The sequence below is a fragment of the Streptomyces sp. NPDC001728 genome (assembly GCF_040297565.1).
In the GTDB taxonomy this organism is placed as follows: Bacteria; Actinomycetota; Actinomycetes; order Streptomycetales; family Streptomycetaceae; genus Streptomyces.
This window is the reverse complement of the sequence record NZ_JBEOZK010000017.1, coordinates 76,971-90,216: the sequence shown is the minus strand read 5'-3', so window position 1 is coordinate 90,216 and position 13,246 is coordinate 76,971. Positions and strand designations below refer to the sequence as shown.

Annotated in this window: 10 protein-coding genes and 1 pseudogene; 3 read left to right on the top strand and 8 right to left on the bottom strand. The window is 72.8% G+C overall.

Going from position 1 to position 13,246, the window contains the following annotated elements; all coding sequences use genetic code 11:
• Positions 1-11 precede the first annotated feature (11 nt).
• The 3 genes from ABT154_RS24050 to ABT154_RS24040 form a co-directional block, all read right to left on the bottom strand.
• Positions 12-308, bottom strand: coding sequence for a discoidin domain-containing protein (locus ABT154_RS24050; protein ID WP_351858987.1), 297 nt, complete (start codon positions 306-308; stop codon positions 12-14).
• A gap of 339 nt (positions 309-647) precedes the next feature.
• Positions 648-1,466, bottom strand: a complete 819-nt coding sequence (locus ABT154_RS24045; protein ID WP_351858892.1) for a DUF4968 domain-containing protein — start codon at positions 1,464-1,466, stop codon at positions 648-650.
• A gap of 320 nt (positions 1,467-1,786) precedes the next feature.
• Positions 1,787-4,297: an RICIN domain-containing protein gene (locus tag ABT154_RS24040; protein WP_351858890.1), complete on the bottom strand. Its 2,511-nt coding sequence runs from the start codon at positions 4,295-4,297 to the stop codon at positions 1,787-1,789.
• Positions 4,298-4,640: 343 nt separating this feature from the next.
• Here ABT154_RS24040 and ABT154_RS24035 point away from each other — a divergent pair, with 343 nt between their 5' ends.
• Both ABT154_RS24035 and ABT154_RS24030 read left to right on the top strand, forming a co-directional pair.
• On the top strand, positions 4,641-5,630 hold the full coding sequence (locus tag ABT154_RS24035; protein WP_351858888.1) for a LacI family DNA-binding transcriptional regulator: 990 nt from the start codon (positions 4,641-4,643) through the stop codon (positions 5,628-5,630).
• Positions 5,631-5,898: 268 nt separating this feature from the next.
• Entirely contained in the window at positions 5,899-6,972 is a 1,074-nt protein-coding gene (locus ABT154_RS24030; protein WP_351858985.1) for a nitric oxide synthase oxygenase, read from the top strand.
• 35 nt (positions 6,973-7,007) lie between these two features.
• On the opposite strand, the gene ABT154_RS24025 is transcribed toward ABT154_RS24030, so the two are convergent.
• Positions 7,008-7,298, bottom strand: a complete 291-nt coding sequence (locus ABT154_RS24025) for a hypothetical protein (protein WP_351858886.1) — start codon at positions 7,296-7,298, stop codon at positions 7,008-7,010.
• Positions 7,299-7,434: 136 nt separating this feature from the next.
• A pseudogene (locus ABT154_RS24020) lies at positions 7,435-7,752 on the bottom strand (imine reductase family protein); the annotation flags it as partial.
• A gap of 22 nt (positions 7,753-7,774) precedes the next feature.
• Here ABT154_RS24020 and ABT154_RS24015 point away from each other — a divergent pair.
• Positions 7,775-8,128 (top strand): winged helix-turn-helix transcriptional regulator, encoded by a 354-nt coding sequence (locus tag ABT154_RS24015; RefSeq protein WP_351858884.1) that lies wholly within the window; start codon positions 7,775-7,777, stop codon positions 8,126-8,128.
• Between the two features lie 109 nt (positions 8,129-8,237).
• Here the strand turns inward: ABT154_RS24015 and meaB are convergent, their stop codons facing one another.
• Genes meaB through ABT154_RS24000 form a run of 3 tightly spaced genes read right to left on the bottom strand, consistent with a single transcriptional unit; the run spans position 8,238 to position 13,209 of the window.
• Positions 8,238-9,221 (bottom strand): methylmalonyl Co-A mutase-associated GTPase MeaB, encoded by a 984-nt coding sequence (gene meaB / locus ABT154_RS24010; protein WP_351858882.1) that lies wholly within the window; start codon positions 9,219-9,221, stop codon positions 8,238-8,240.
• On the bottom strand, positions 9,218-11,398 hold the full coding sequence (gene scpA, locus ABT154_RS24005; RefSeq protein WP_351858880.1) for a methylmalonyl-CoA mutase: 2,181 nt from the start codon (positions 11,396-11,398) through the stop codon (positions 9,218-9,220). Before scpA ends, meaB begins: the two co-directional genes overlap by 4 nt.
• A complete protein-coding gene (locus ABT154_RS24000; protein ID WP_351858878.1) occupies positions 11,398-13,209 on the bottom strand; it encodes a methylmalonyl-CoA mutase family protein in 1,812 nt (603 codons plus the stop codon). Before ABT154_RS24000 ends, scpA begins: the two co-directional genes overlap by 1 nt.
• Between the last annotated feature and the right edge of the window lie 37 nt (positions 13,210-13,246).

The following is a 13,246-nucleotide window of genomic DNA, read 5'->3' as shown; positions in this document are numbered from 1 at the left end:
CGGCCCCCCGCTCACCCCGACGGGCGACCCGTCGCCGTCAGATCCGCCAGGCTCGTCCACGGGCCTCGGTTGCCCGCCTCCGTCAGGGCTCGGAGCCTCAGGTAGCGGCCGGGCTTCGCGGTGAAGGCGACCCGGGTGGCGGTCGCCGTGTCCGCGAAGGTGCCGGTGGCCACCGGTGCGCCCCAGGACGTCGTGCTGTCGGAGACGTACACCTCGTAGGAGCCGATGCGCCCGTTGACGCCGCCGTCCTGGCGGGGGAGGTGGGTGATCGAGTCGACCTCGTAGCGGGCGCCGAGGTCGATCTGGATCTCGTGGGGCAGCGTGGGGCAGCGTGGGCGTGCCGCTGGACCACGTGCTGTGCCAGTGGGTGGCGGTGCTGCCGTCGATCGCGTTGGCGGCGGCGCCGTTCTCGGACGCCGTCTCCTGGCTGTCGGCGTAGGCGACCTTCCAGCCGGTGCGGTCGATGGGGCCGCTCGGCGCGGTGCCGCCGACCGGGGTGCCGGCCGGCACCGTCAGGGCGGTGGCCGTCACGGTGAACGCGGCCCCGGTGGCGCCGGTCTTGACCCGAAGGGTGCCGGAACGGTCGCTCGGGTCGTGGAACCAGCCGGTGGCGGCGGCGTCGTAGGCCGCCCGGTCGGCGCGGGGCGTCAGCACAGTGCCGCCGACACCGACCTGGCCGGGGGCGCTCGCGCTGCGCAGGGTGAACTCGTAGGCGCGGGTGGCCGGTTTCCCGGTGTATGTGCCGGTGCTCGCGCCGACGCCGACCGTGACGTCCCCGGTGCCGGAGGCGGGAGCGGCGACGTCGACGCGCTGGCGGGCGTACGCCCCCGTCCCATGTAGAACGGCGCGGGGCTCGCGTTGGTGTTCTCGGTCCACTGGTTGGAGACGGCCACCGGGACGGTCCTGTCCCGCAGTGCCCACTCGCGGAGCCGCAGGCCGGTGCCGTAGAACTGCTCGTCGGCCCCCCGGCTGAGGTACTGGGTGGTCTGCGAGCCGGTCCAGTTCGTCGGCTGCGACTCCGACCAGACGAGGGTGGTGTCGTCCGCCCGGTACAGGGCGAAGGTCAGCGGGGACTTGTTGATCCGCAGGCTGACGGACGCGGTGCCGATCCGGTAGTACGCCCCGGCGTCGGTCAGCGTCGCGCCCACGGCCCCGAAGGAGGTCGTCTGCGGGAGGTCGCCGCCCGCGGGGTCGTCGGTGAAGGAGCCGCCGGGCGAGAGCCAGATGCGGAAGATGTCCGCGCGGGCCATGGTAACGCGGGCGGCGGCGCCGCTGGAGGTGGCGACCGTGAAGGTGTCGCCGGAGCGCGTGACGCCGGTGACGTTCCCGGCGGTGGCCGCGTGGGCGGCGGGAGCGGGCAGGACGACGGTCAGGAAGGCCGCGACGAGCGCGACGGCCAGGGCGAGCGCGGCGCGGCCGCCCGGCGTACGGCCGGGTCTTGGACGGTGGAAGGCGGCGGAGGTCATGGGGGTGGGTCTCCTCACGTGGTCTGCGTGCCGGAGGCGCTTCGTGCAGGCGTGGTGCGGGAGCTGACGTACACCCAAACATGGGCGTGAATATGTCAATAGTGCGCATGACGTGTCGTCAAGTGCGTGAAAGTACCGAGTTTCGCGCGACTTCGAGCATCGGGTCCGATCGATCCGCCGGGGAGTCGGTCGCGGGTGCACGGCGGCGGGCACACGGCGGCGGGCCCGCCGGAATCCCGTGTGCTGCCCGGGAATCCGACAGGCCCGCCGCGCCCTCTGCCTGACGATCGCTCAGGTGGTCACGGTCGCCAAGCCCGCACTCAGCCGATCGTCCACTGCTGGAGCGCGCCTCCGGTGTTCGGCTGCTGGGTGACCAGGGCGCCGTTCGTCGCGGAGGCGGCCGTCAGGAGGAGTCCGCTCGCGGCGGAGGTGACGGTGTGGGTGCCGTTCGCCTGCCGGGTGATCGTCCAGCGCTGGTTCACGCCGTTGGTGCACGTCCACTGGATGATCTTCGCGCCGGCGGTGGCGGAGCCGCCGTCGACGTCCGCGCACAGCCCGGACTCGCTGTTCCTGAGGACGTACCCTCCGTCGGACTGCTGGGTGAACTGCCACTTCTGGTTGGCCCCGCCGTTGGCCGTCCAGGTGATGAGCTGGGTGCCGGGGGTGGTGCTGTGGTTGGGGTTGTCGAGCGCCCTGCCCCCGGTCGTGAGCGTGTGGAGTCCGTCGAGGGAGGCCGTGACCGCCCAGGTGAAGGTGGCGGTGCCGGTGGCGGTGCCCGAGGTGGCGGTGACCGTCACGGTGGAGGTGCCCGCGGTGGTCGGCGTGCCGGTGATCAGGCCCGCGGAGCTGATGGTCAGCCCGGCGGGCAGGCCGCTCGCCGTGAAGGTCAGGGCCTTCCCGAGCGAGTCGGTGGCGTCGATCCTGAGGGACACGGGCTTGTTCGGGGCGGTGGACTGCGGGCCCGGACCGAGCACGGTCACCGTCTCGGGCGCCTGGGCGGTCGGCGTCAGGGTGAGGGTCTGTTCGCCGGCCGTGCGGGTGCCGCCGACGGCGTTGCCGGTGGTGTTGGTCCAGCTGCGGGTGGGCGTGGTCTCGGCGGGGCGGTCGGAGTCGGCGGAGAGGCCGATGACGAGCCCGCTGTACCGGTTGACGATCTTGTACGCGCCGGTGGCGGAGCCGTCGGCGGGAGAGGTCGCGCGGAGCACGAACCACTGCTGGCCGACGGTGGGTCCACCGGTCCCGGCCGGGGTCACGGTCGGCCGGGTGCCCCAGGCGCGGGTGCTCGTGGACGTGGTGCCCACGCCGAGCAGGCCGCCGGTGGCGGAGTTGGCGATGCGGTAGGAGCCGTCGCCGTTGGAGGCGAAGGTCCAGGACTCCGCGCCCGAACCGGTGGCGGCGGCGAGCGAGGTGGTGGCCGTGGTGTCGGCGACCTGGGTCAGGACACGTCCGCCGGAGTTGGCGATGCGGTACGCCTTGGAGGTGTCGACCGGGGCGGCGGGCCCGGTCGTGTCGATGGTCAGGTTCACGTACTCGCTGCTGGCTCCGCCGGAGCAGCCGAAGGAGCAGTACGAGCGGAAGTCCTTGCCGACGATCGTCGAGCTGGTCCTGTTGCCGCTGTCGAGGAACCAGCGGTACCAGGAGGCGTTCCGGTAGCCGCCGGTGTCCCCGAGACGGAACCACTTCTGGGTGGTCAGATCGGCCGTCGCGTAGATCTCCTGCGATGCGTTGCCGCTCTGGTCGACGGCCTGGGGCTGGCCGATGTACAGCCCGAGATGGGCGTTGTACGTGATGTCCATGACGAACAGCGGGGAGGTCGGGGGCATCAGGCCGGCGGCCACCTGCTGGCCGACGCTGCCGGAGTTGGCGGGGTCGTACTCCTTCGCCGTCGGGGTGTACCCGGTCGTGCTGCCGGAACCGACGGGCACCATGGTGCTCTCGCGGCCCCCGACGCCGGGCTCGGACCAGGCTCCGCCGTACCACTTCTGCCAGGAGCCGGGCGCCATCTTAGACGCGATCGGGGCGCGGGCCACGTGGCCGTAGAACGCCGCCCAGCCACCGCCCTTGTTCACGATCCGCGAGCCGTAGAACGCGTAGAAGTAGCCGGACGCCGTGTCCACGAACAGCCGCTGGTCACCGGTCCCGTAGTGGTACGTCTGCTGCGGGAACGCGGCGGTGTCGCCGCGCTTCGTGCCGTAGCGCGAGGTGATGACGTGGTCCTTGATGCTCCACGTCCGGCCCTGGTCCTTGGAGACGGCGTAGTCGATGCCGTCGTAGTGGACGCCGTCGCCGAACGGCTGCGGGGTGAACTCGTTGTGCACGAGGCCGTACCAGTCACCCGTGTCCGGGTCGACCCAGACGCCCGCGAGGTCACAGTAGTTGCGGTGCGCGTAGCCCGAGCCCGCCGGGGCGGCGGTCGACTCGACCCCGGTCGGGCTGTTGTCGCAGCGCCAAGTGGTGTCGTCGTTGCGGTCGTTGGAGTTCGCCGGGTTCACCGCGTCGCTGAGCGCGGCCGACCGGGTGGCGGTGTCGAGGTTCGTACCGGTGAAGAACGTCCACTTGCGCGGGTCGTTCGCGCCGTACAGCGCGTGGGCCTGCTGGAAGTAGAAGGTGCCGTCCTTGTCGATGTACGGGCCGGCGGGGGTGTCGTCCGGGTGGGTCCAGGAGCCCTTGGCCCCGACGGCGACGGTGTAGGCGGCGGCGGATGAGGCGGTGGGAGCGGTGGGGGCGGTCGGTGCCGCCGCTGCCGTGGGCGCCGTCAGCGCGCCGCCACCGGTGAGGACCAGTGCGGCGGCGGCGAGCGCTCCGGCCAGTCTGCTGCGAGGAGTGGTCACGGGTATCCCCTGATCGGAGGAGCCGGGTGGGGCGGCTCCGTGAACGGTCCGGCGCCCTTCGGGGCGACGGTCGTACGGGATCGCGGTGGTGCGGGTCGTACGGGAGCGGGGTGTACGGGGGTCGTTGCGTGGTGTGTGTGCCGGCGGGGAAGCGGCCCGGCCGCGGCGCGACCGTACGGCTCATTTGACCGGTAAAACAAGAGCAGCGGCCCGAAAAACTTCCGCGCCCCGCACAGGAGTTGATGCGCACGACCGGCCCGTCGACCCCCGCTCCGAGGCGTTGACCACGGCATTCCCCCGCGATACGTTGCACCCGCCGTCCGACCGGTCGATCGAGGTAGTCATGGTGACGATGCAGGACGTGGCGGAGCGCGCCGGCGTCACCAAGCAGACCGTGTCCAACGTGCTCTCCGGCCGGGTCGCCGTACGGCCCGGCACCGAGGCCCGGGTGCGCGCCGCGATAGCCGAACTCGGCTACGTCCCCAACCTGGTGGCCCGCTCACTCGCCACCGGCAGCACCCGCACGGTCGGCCTCTTCGTCCCCACCGTCTCCACCGCCTTCTACGCGGAGGTCGTCGAGGAGGCCGAGGACGTACTCGGCGCACACGGCTACCACCTCCTCCTGTGCACCACGCGCCGGGACGGGGAGCGCGCCCGGGCGCACCTCGCGGGGCTCACCAGCCGCTCGGTCGACGCCCTCCTCATCGCGGGCGACCAGGGCCTGACCGACCATCTGCCGCTGCTGTCCCGCACCCGCTTCCCCGTGGTCCTGTGCGCCTGGGAGACACGGGCCCCGGCCGGGTTCCCCGTCGTCACCATCGACTACGAGCACGGCGGCCACCTCGCCGGGCGCCATCTGCGCGCCCTGGGCCACGAGAACGTGGCCGTGCTCGCCAGCCCCGCCCACACCCTGCGCGTGGACGGATTCCGCCGGGCGTTCGCCGAGGACGGTCTGCATGTCCCGGAGAGCGCGGTGCACCTGGCGCCCGAGCCGTCGTTCAAGGGCGGTGTCGCCGCCGCCAGGGCGGCCATCGCCGCGCATCCGACGGCCACGGCGCTGTTCGCCACCCATGACGTGCTCGCGGTCGGCGCGCTGGAGGCGGCGCGCGAGGCCGGCCGCTCGATCCCGCACGGCCTGTCCGTCGTCGCCCACGACGACAGTCCGGAAGGGCTGCTCGCCCGCCCCACCCTCACCAGCGTCGCCCTGCCCACCCGCGAGATGACCCGCGAGGCCATCCGGCTGCTCCTGGGCGCGATCGAGGGCGCCCCGCCCGCCGAGCCGAACCGGCGTCTCCTGCTGCCCCGCCTGATCGTCCGCGACAGCACGGGGTGAGTGGCCGGGGCTCGTCGGCGTCCACGGTGACGGCGGCGGGCAGCGTACCAGCGCCGGCCCGCCCCGGCCGGATATTCACGTACTCTCCGCGCCCGTATGTGTTCGTACGGTAGTCATGACGCCGGGAGGGAACACATTGATCTTCAGTCGAAGCCGCAGCCGCCGGAAGTCCGTCACCGGTTCCACCGGGGCCTGCCCCTACGCGCACGGGGACCTCGCGCCCGCCGGGTCCGCCCCCGAGGACCGCGCCGTCCCGGGGGCGTATCCCGTGGACCGGGACGAGGCGGAACGATTCATCCGCCAGTTCCACCACGAGCAGCCCACCGCCGGGGACGCAGCCCCGCGGGTGCGTGCCGTGCTGGCCGAGATCGGCCGTACCGGCACCTACGAACACACCGCCGACGAGCTGGCGTTCGGCGCACGCGTCGCCTGGCGCAACTCCGCCCGCTGCATCGGCAGGCTCTACTGGCGCAGCCTCGTGGTGCGCGACCTGCGGCACGTCACCGCCGCCGACGACATCGCCGCCCACTGCTTCGAGCACCTGCGGCAGGCCGGCAACGGCGGCCGGATCAGACCGGTGATCTCGGTCTTCGCCCCCGACCGGCCGGGCCGCCCCGGGCCCCGGATCGTCAACGACCAGTTGGTGCGCTACGCCGGGCACCGTACGCCCGCGGGTCCTTGGAGCGGCGACCCGCGCGGCGGCCCCCTCACCGCCCGCGCCGTCGACCTCGGGTGGAAGCGGGACCACGAGGCCTTCCAGGTATTGCCGTTGATGGTGCGGGAGCGCCCCGACACGCGGCCCGAGTGGTACGAACTGCCCGACGACTCCGTGCTCGAAGTCCCGCTGAGCCATCCCGACCACACCTGGTTCGCCTCGCTCGGACTGCGCTGGTACGCGGTTCCGGCGATCAGCGACATGACCCTGGAGATCGGAGGTGTGCGGTACGCGGCGGCGCCGTTCAACGGCTGGTACATGGGCACCGAGATAGGCGCCCGCAACCTCGCCGACGGCGAACGCTACGACCTCCTCCCGGTGGTCGCCGACCGGCTCGGACTCGACCGCTCGGCCGAGCGGACCCTGTGGCGTGACCGCGCCCTCGTGGAGCTCAACGTGGCGGTGCTGCACTCCTTCCAGGAGGCCGGGGTGACCATGGCCGACCACCACACCGAGTCGCAGCGGTTCCTCCGGCACATCGAGCGGGAGAGCCGCCACGGGCGCGAGACGCCCGCCGACTGGAGCTGGATCGTCCCGCCGGTCTCCGGCTCCGCCACCCCGGTGTTCCACCGGTACTACGACCCGGTGGACCCGTCCCTCCGCCCGGCCTTCCTCGCGAGGGCGTGACTCCCGGCCCCCGGTGCGGACCCGTACGGGGCGGATCAGCCGCCCGCGCCCGGCACCCAGTGGTTGTGCACGCTCAGCACCTCGGGCCTGTCCATGTCGGCGGGCCAGCCCAGTGCCGCCGAGACCGGCATCATGCGCTCGGCGAACGCCTCCATCTGCCCTTGCGACTCCCAGACGTCGAAGATCTCCAGGCCGTCGCCCGTGGCGACGCACGTGTGCGACACACAGCCGTCGAATATCTCCGGCGTCTCCTGGAGCTTGGAGTTGAGGGTGTCGTACTGATCCGTGGTGATGCCCGGAAGGATGGCGTGCACGAAGATCGCCATGTGGAGCCCTCCTCGTGAGAGGGGGCGACACCTCCCGCGCCGCCGGGCCGGCGGCGTCCGCCCCTACAAGCCAGCACACCACGGCCCCGCCGCCGACTGCATCCGAGGGAGCGCCCCCGCCCCCTGGGTGTCCGGATCAGCGGCGGCCCAGGACCTCGGTGACCCGGGTGAAGCCCTCCGCGCCGTGGCCCAGATCCACCGTCCGCCGGGCCAGGGCCTCGGCGGCGCGCATCACGCTCGCGTCGATGCCGTGGCCCTCGGCGGCGTGCACGACGTGCGTCATCGTCGACACCGCCGAGGTCAGCGGGTTCCCCTCGCCGGAGAAGCCGCCGCTCTCCACGTCCTCGGCCCACTCCTGGAACAGCGGCGGCAGGATCGCGCCGATGCCCTGCGCGAACGGCACCAGCTCGGTGGGGGAGACGCCTTCGGCCTTCGCGAGCGCCAGCGCGTGCACAAGAGGAAGGGGAAGGACGCGGATGTCACGCGCCAGGGCCCAGGACACGAACGTGTGCGGAGTGAGCGCCGCGATCGTGGTGATCGAGGGCAAATGGAAGACGTCGCTGTTGTGGCTGCTGGAGGCCGGCCCGCACCGCCCCGGCGAACTGCGCCGGAAGCTTACCGAGATCAGCGAGAAGGTGCTGACCCAGGCACTGCGGGAGATGGAGGAGGACGGCCTCGTGCACCGTGAGGTGTACGACGTCCCGCCCCCGAAGACCGTCTACTCGCTGAGCCCCTTCGGGCGCGAACTCGCAGAGGCGCTCGGTCCGTTGTCGGACTGGGGCCACCGCCGTCTGGACCTGCTCACGGCCGCACCCGCCGCCGTGCCCTGAGGCCCCGCTCCCTTCCTCCCGGGCCGCTTCCAGCTTCGCCCGGGGCGCCGCACCCCGGCAAGTACCCACAAAAAAGTGGGTGTGCGGGGTGCGGGCCAGGAGGGGCCTGTCAGTCGCGCCGGTCGCCGAAGGCGTCGAGGATGCGCTCGGCGGCCGTCGTCGCCGTCAGCGCGCCGGCGCGGACCCGCCGCTCCAGATCGGGCGCGAGGCTCCGGACCGCGGGGTCCGTGTGGAGGCGGCGGAGGAGTTCTTCGCGGACCATCGTCCAGGTCCAGTCGACCTGCTGGTCCTGGCGCTTGGCCGTGAGGCGGCCGGTCGATTCGAGCAGGGCGCGGTGCCGCTCGAGCCGGTCCCAGACCTCGTCGAGGCCGGCGGACTCACGGGCGCTGCAACTCAGCACCGGTGGGGTCCAGAAGGCGTCGGCGCCGTGCATCAGCCGCAGTGCGCCCGCGAGTTCGCGGGCGGCGGCGCGGGCGTCGCGCTCGTGGGGACCGTCGGCCTTGTTGACGGCGACCACGTCGGCGAGCTCCAGGACGCCCTTCTTGATGCCCTGGAGCTGGTCGCCGGTGCGGGCCAGGGTGAGCAGCAGGAAGGAGTCGACCATGTCGGCGACGGCGGTCTCGGACTGGCCGACGCCCACGGTCTCGACGAGGACGACGTCGTAGCCGGCGGCCTCCATCACGACGATCGACTCGCGGGTCGCCTTCGCGACCCCGCCGAGCGTCCCTGCGGTCGGGGAGGGGCGGACGAAGGCCGCCGGGTCGACCGCGAGCCGCTCCATCCGGGTCTTGTCGCCCAGGATGGAGCCGCCGGTGCGGCTCGACGAGGGGTCGACGGCGAGCACCGCGACCCGGTGGCCGAGCCCGGTCAGCATCGTGCCGAACGCGTCGATGAACGTCGACTTGCCGACACCGGGCACTCCGCTGATCCCGATCCGCACGGCGTCGCCGCTGTGCGGGAGGAGTTCCGTCAGGAGTTCCTGGGCGAGTGCCCGGTGCTGGGGGCGGGTCGACTCGACGAGGGTGATCGCGCGGGCGACGAGCGCCCGCTTCCCCTCCCGTACGCCCCGGACATACGTGTCGAGACCGATCACCGCTCGTGCCCGAGGTCGGCCGCCAGCCGCGTCACCAGGTCGTGGGCCGCGTCGGGGATCACCGTCCCCGGCGGGAAGACGGCCGCCGCGCCCATCTCCAGGAGCGTCGCCACGTCCTGCGGGGGGATCACCCCGCCGACCACGATCATGATGTCCTCACGGCCCTCCGCCGCGAGTTCCTCCCGCAGCGCCGGTACGAGCGTGAGGTGGCCGGCGGCGAGCGAGGAGACCCCGACGATGTGCACGTCCGCCTCGACGGCCTGGCGGGCCACCTCGGCCGGGGTCTGGAACAGGGGGCCGACGTCGACGTCGAAGCCCAGGTCGGCGAAGGCGGTGGCGATCACCTTCTGGCCGCGGTCGTGGCCGTCCTGGCCCATCTTGGCGACCAGGATGCGCGGCCTGCGCCCCTCGGCCTCCGCGAAGGCGTCGACCAGGGTCCGGGTGCGGTCCACGGCGGGGGACTCGCCGGCTTCGTTGCGGTACACCCCGGAGATCGTACGGATCTGGCCTGCGTGCCGTCCGTAGACCTTCTCCAGGGCGTCGGAGATCTCGCCGACGGTCGCCATCGCGCGCGCCGCGTCCACCGCGAGTTCGAGCAGGTTGCCCTCGCCGGCGGCGGCACGGGTGAGCGCGGCCAGCGCGTCCTGACAGGCTCGCTCGTCGCGCTCCTCGCGCAGCCGCTTCAGCTTGGCGATCTGCTGGGCGCGCACCGAGGAGTTGTCGACCTTGAGGACGTCGATCTGCTCGTCGGTCGCCACCCGGTACTTGTTGACGCCGATCACCGGCTGCCGTCCGGAGTCGATCCGGGCCTGGGTGCGGGCCGCGGCCTCCTCCACGCGCAGCTTGGGGATGCCCGCGTCGATGGCCTTGGCCATGCCGCCGGCCTCCTCGACCTCCTGGATGTGCTTCCAGGCGCGCCGGGCGAGGTCGTGGGTGAGCTTCTCGACGTACGCGCTGCCGCCCCACGGGTCGATGGTCCGGCAGGTGCCCGACTCCTGCTGGATGAGCAGCTGGGTGTTGCGGGCGATCCGGGCGGAGAAGTCGGTCGGCAGGGCCAGCGCCTCGTCGAGGGCGTTGGTGTGCAGGGACTGGGTGTGGCCCTGGGTGGCGGCCATCGCCTCGACACAGGTGCGGGTGACGTTGTTGAAGACGTCCTGCGCGGTCAGCGACCAGCCGGAGGTCTGCGAATGGGTCCGCAGGGAGAGGGACTTGGGGTTCTGCGGGTCGAACTGCTCGACCAGCTTGGCCCAGAGGAGCCGGGCCGCGCGCAGCTTCGCGATCTCCATGAAGAAGTTCATGCCGATCGCCCAGAAGAACGACAGGCGCGGCGCGAACGCGTCGACGTCGAGACCGGCCTCACGCCCCGCGCGGAGGTACTCCACACCGTCGGCGAGCGTGTACGCCAGCTCCAGGTCGGCCGTCGCCCCCGCCTCCTGGATGTGGTAGCCGGAGATGGAGATGGAGTTGTATCGCGGCATCCGCTGCGAGGTGTAGGCGAAGATGTCGGAGATGATCCGCATCGAGGGCCCCGGCGGATAGATGTACGTGTTGCGGACCATGAACTCCTTGAGGATGTCGTTCTGGATGGTCCCGGCCAGCTTCTCGGGCGGTACGCCCTGCTCCTCGGCCGCCACGATGTACAGCGCGAGGACGGGCAGCACGGCGCCGTTCATCGTCATCGACACCGTCATCCGGTCCAGCGGGATGCCGTCGAACAACTGCCGCATGTCGTAGATGGAGTCGATGGCGACGCCCGCCATGCCGACGTCCCCGGTGACGCGCGGGTGGTCGCTGTCGTAGCCGCGGTGGGTCGGCAGGTCGAAGGCGACCGAGAGTCCCTTCTGCCCGGCGGCGAGGTTGCGCCGGTAGAAGGCGTTCGACTCCTCGGCCGTGGAGAAGCCCGCGTACTGCCGGATCGTCCAGGGCTGGTTGACGTACATCGTCGGGTACGGGCCCCGCAGGTACGGGGCGATGCCCGGGAACGTGCCCAGGAAGTCCAGGCCCTCCAGGTCCTCCCCGGTGTACAGCGGCTTGACGCCGATGCCCTCCGGGGTCTCCCACAGCAGGTCGTCACCGCCCGCGGCCTTCTCGACGGCCGCACGCCAGGCGTCGGCGCCGGGGCCGCCGTCGGCGGTCGGCGTCCCGAGCTCGATCCCGGTGAAGTCGGGGATGGACATCAGGACACTCCCATGCGGTCGAGGGCGGTGGAGAGCAGGGCGACGGCGTCACAGCCCGCGAAGAGGTAGGTGTCCACACCGGGGTACGCCCCCGGGCGGCCGGCGAGGAGGACGTGCTCGGCGCCCGCCGCGCGCAGCTCGGCGGCGGCGGTCGCGGCCTGCTCCTCGTACAGTGCGTCGCTGGAGCAGAGGCAGGCCTCGCGGGCGCCGCTCTCCTCGAACGTGCCCTCGGTGACGGCCTCGATGCCGCCCGCCTGGAAGAGGTTCGTGGCGAAGGCGAGCCGGGCCGAGTGCGCCGCGGCCGGGCCGAGCGCGGCGAGGTGGATCCGGGGCCGGGCCCCGGTCGCCGCCAGGTGCGCGTCCGAGCGGGCGCGCAGCGCCTCGAACGCCTCGTCGCGCCGGACCCGGGGAAGACCGCCGGCCGGCCGCACGGGCGCGGGCGCCCGGCGGACGGGCTTCTCCGTGAGGTCCGGGAACTCGCTGACGCCCGTGATCGGTTCGCGGCGGGTGGCGAGCTTCGCACTCCGCGCCGCCCACGTCGCGGCCAGCCGCTCACCGATCGTCCCGGCGCGCAGCGCGGCCTCCTGGCCGCCCGCCCGCTCGATCTCCTGGAAGAACTCCCAGGCGGCGTGGGCGAGTTCGTCGGTCAGCCGCTCCACGTACCAGGAGCCGCCCGCCGGGTCGATGACCCGGGACAGGTGCGACTCCTCGATGAGGACGGTGGAGGTGTTGCGGGCGATCCGGCGCGCGAAGGCGTCCGGCAGACCGAGCGCCTCGTCGAAGGGCAGCACGGTGACGCTGTCGGCGCCGCCGACCCCGGCGGCGAGCGTGGCCACCGTGGTGCGGAGCATGTTCACCCACGGGTCGCGGCGGGTCATCATGACCGGCGAGGTCACCGCGTGCTGGCGCTGGGCGCCCGCCTCCGGGGCGCCGCAGGCCTCGGTGACCCTGGCCCAGAGCCGGCGTGCCGCGCGGAGCTTGGCGATGGTCAGGAACTGGTCGGCGGTCGCCGCGTACCGGAACTCCAGCTGCCCGCAGGCCTCGGCGACGCTCAGCCCGGCTCCGGTCAGACCGCGCAGATACGCCACACCGGTCGCGAGCGAACTGCCCAGCTCCTGCGCGGCCGATCCGCCGGCCTCGTGGTACGGCAGGGTGTCGACGGTGAGGGCCCGCAGCCCCGGGTGCCGGTCGGCGCAGCGGCGCGCGAGACCGGCGACGGACGCCAGGTCGTAGGAGAGGCGTCCGGTGCGGGCCAGGTGGCCGAGCGGGTCGGCGCCCAGGGTGCCCCGGGCCGCGTCGTCGCCGACGCCGCGCTCCTCGTACAGCCGGAACAGCCGCTCGGCCGCCGCCGCCGTCTCCTCGCCCGCGTCGAGGGCGACGGGGGCCAGGTCGAGGTAGACGCCGTCGAGGACCTGGTCGAGGGAGGAGACCGGGACGCCGGTGCCGCCGACGCCCAGCCAGAGCGAGGTGACGCCGTTCTCGAGGTCGGTGAGGACGGCCTCGTTGTCGGCCGCGAGATGGTGTTGGCGTACGTCCCAGCCGCCGGCGGTGTTCCCCTCGGGGCGTGCGCCCCGGACGAAGGGGGCGAAGCCGGGGAGGCCGGCGTCGGGGGCGGCCTCGCGCGCGGTGTACAGCGGGCGGACGTCGAGGCCGTCCTCCAGGAGCGTGGACAGGGCGTCCTCGGCGGCGTCGCCGGAGACGTCCTTGCCGGACTTGCGCAGGACACCCGCCACGAGGTGTTGCCACTGTTCGTGTGGCGCGTCAGGGAATTCGGACGCCAGGGAGAGCCCGTCGTCAGGCAGGACCGTCATGCTCGGATGCTAGGGGAGATCGCTTAAGGCACAGCAG